General features: G+C 51.5%; 2 protein-coding genes. Both read right to left on the bottom strand.

The window, feature by feature from the left end:
• Positions 1–211 precede the first annotated feature (211 nt).
• Positions 212–829 (bottom strand): signal peptidase I, encoded by a 618-nt coding sequence (locus tag LKD71_RS17860; RefSeq protein WP_227616411.1) that lies wholly within the window; start codon positions 827–829, stop codon positions 212–214.
• A 2-nt stretch (positions 830–831) separates the two neighbouring features.
• On the bottom strand, positions 832–2,385 hold the full coding sequence (locus LKD71_RS17855; protein WP_227616410.1) for a coiled-coil domain-containing protein: 1,554 nt from the start codon (positions 2,383–2,385) through the stop codon (positions 832–834).
• Positions 2,386–2,576 lie beyond the last annotated feature (191 nt).

The following is a 2,576-nucleotide window of genomic DNA, read 5'->3' as shown; positions in this document are numbered from 1 at the left end:
TTTATGCCTTTTTTATTGGCTGAAATATTGAATTTTCAAGGTTCAACACACCGATACGGTGTGGGAAGTTTTAGTTACGATCTTTTTCATCTTATCGCCCTCAGTATTCTGTAGTCTCTAGTGGGAAAAGGTCCCGCTTTCCCCACTTTTTTCGATTATAGCATATCTGTCCGGGCAAAGTCAAAAAAATTTATATAACTGCAAAGCATTCTCATTCCAGAGGTTTTTCCTGATTTTTCCGCTTCCGGAGTTCCTCCACTGCCTCCCGCACTGCGGCTTCCTCTTCCTCCCGGGTGATCTTTTTGGCCAGCCGGACCGTGTGAATCAGATTGGTCAATAGAATCACAGACAGGGGCAGAAGGATTACCGGGATAAAGATCAGTGGATTGGCGGCCAGACGTGAGATCTTTCCGAGGATCAGGGAAGACCAGATCACCTTTCCCACCAGATACTCAGACTGCACGTCGTAGGCATCTGCCACGTTGTTGGCATCTCCCTTGGTCTGGTAAATGTAGCCGTCTCCCTTTTTTTCCACAGACACAACCCGATGGGTATTTACCGCGCCGTCCAGAGCCGGATCCAGGGAATAGAAAGAAATCACATCTCCCTCACGGATCTCAGCGGGGTCGGTTTTCTTCACAACGATGAGGGTGTCCACCTCGTAGGTGGGGGCCATGCTTCCCGTCGTCACACGGAGCACCGTGTAGCCTAAGACTGACGGGGCCTTTCCCGGCTTCGTCATGAGGACGATGCAAAGAACGGCTACCGCCGCCGCGATGATGGCTATGGACAAAAAATTGATCAGGGCAAAGATTACTTTTTTCACCATGGTCAGTCCTCTTTTGAATTTTTCCGGCCACGGCGTTCTCTTAAAGAATCGACGATGTAGCGGGAAAGGGTGTTGGCTTCCGCCTTCGACTCGGCTTTCTCCCGTGCTTTCTCTGCTTTTTCCAGAGCTTTCTCCATCTTTTTCAGCCGGGCTTCCAGCTCGGCCTTGGCCTCTTCCATCTCTTTTAACTGCCGCTGGGCTGTCTTGGCCTCGTTTCGCGCCTTCGCCGTTGCGGAATCTGCTTCCCGGCGGAGTTTTTCCATGGCCTGACCGGACTCGCAGCGAATCTTCTCCAGAGCCGCGTCTGCTTCCCGGCGGGCTTTCTCAGCCTGGGAATCGGCGGATTTCCTGGCGGCTTTCTGCACAGCCTCAATCTCCTGCTTTGCTTTTTCGTGGGCAGCTTCGATCTCCTGCGCAGCACTCTCACGGGCAACCGCCACGGCTTCTTCGGCTTCTTTCTGCGCGGCTTCTACCTCTTCCTTTGCTTCCTGGCGGGCTAAGACTACGTTTTCTTCCGCCTCTTTCTCACTCTGGAGACGGGCTTCCTCGACCTCTCTCGCCTGCTTCTTCGCATGACGGGTCTCCTCGCCGGCGGCGGCGAGCGCTTCCTGGCTCTCGTTCAACTGCTGCTGGACCATGTCAAGCTGCATCTCCATATCCACCCGCATCTGATCCAGATATTCCATCTGGCCGGTAAGACTTTCCACCTGACCGTTGAGATCCGAGACAGTCTGCTCCAGTGTTTCCCTCTGCTCGGTCTCCTTCTGAAGCTTCTCTTCCGCCTCGATCTGAGCCTGGGTCACTTCCTCCACGAAGACCTTCCGGATCTCCACGTCAGGAATGTTCCGGTCCTCTACAATCTCCTCTTTGATCTCTTTGATAAATTTCGGCTTCACCAGCTCCCGGTGTTCCTCGGCGAGCTCTGTCATCCGCCGGGGATCTGCCTCCAGAAGGCTCTTGAACACTGTATAATTCGTGATGAGGTTTGTATACATCTGTAAAAGGTACTCTTCATCGAATTCCAACGCGGAATCCTGCTCCTCAATCGTATAACCTACCTCATCGTAGCTCTCGATAAACTGCCACAGCTTGTAACAGGTACGGTAGCTCGGGTCCTTCATCATAAGGTTGGTTCGCTGGATCGGGCTTCGCACCATCGCACAGCCTGCCATGAGCTCACAGAAGGAACTGCTCCTTAAATTCCGAACCATACGGCGCAGACGGTCGATCCGTTTGAAGACTTCCATATGGTCGCTGTCATTTTCCGCATAACTCTGACGGTTCTTGATCGTCATTTCTATCTTGTAGGAAATCTCCTCGTAGGCGTCGTCCACCTTGCTCTCCATGCTCATGGTATTACAGGTTTCATCACCGGTGGACCAGAAGATGACATCCGTCCGTTTATCTACGAAGGTGAAGAGCCGCTGAATCAGATGATAAACAAAACGGTTCTCATAAAGGTCATAGCTTTCCTCTGTGGAAACATTCAGGATCCTGGTGGGCTGAATCTCGCCATTCTCATCGCTGGCAATAAACCTGACTGATAGGCGCGTCAAAAGCGAGACGCATCTTCGTCCCATGTTTTATCTGTAAAGCTCCTGCCATTTTTCTTCTCCTGTAAGTTTCTCTATCCGCGTAATATCAGCAGTTTCCTGCTAATTTATTATATGATGATGCCAGGGTCAAAAGGTCAAAAAGCCGTTCATGCTTGCATGATAAGGCTTTTGAACTTGGGACCCGCCAAACA

The organism is Fusicatenibacter faecihominis (assembly GCF_020686945.1).
In the GTDB taxonomy this organism is placed as follows: domain Bacteria; phylum Bacillota; class Clostridia; order Lachnospirales; family Lachnospiraceae; genus Limivivens; species Limivivens faecihominis.
The sequence above is the reverse complement of the archived record's forward strand: the minus strand, read 5'-3'. Positions and strand labels throughout refer to the sequence as shown.

Coding starts and splice junctions, on each gene's coding strand:
- LKD71_RS17860 (WP_227616411.1), bottom strand. CDS start 829: ATGGTGAAAAAAGTAATCTTTGCCCTGATCAATTTTTTGTCCATAGCC.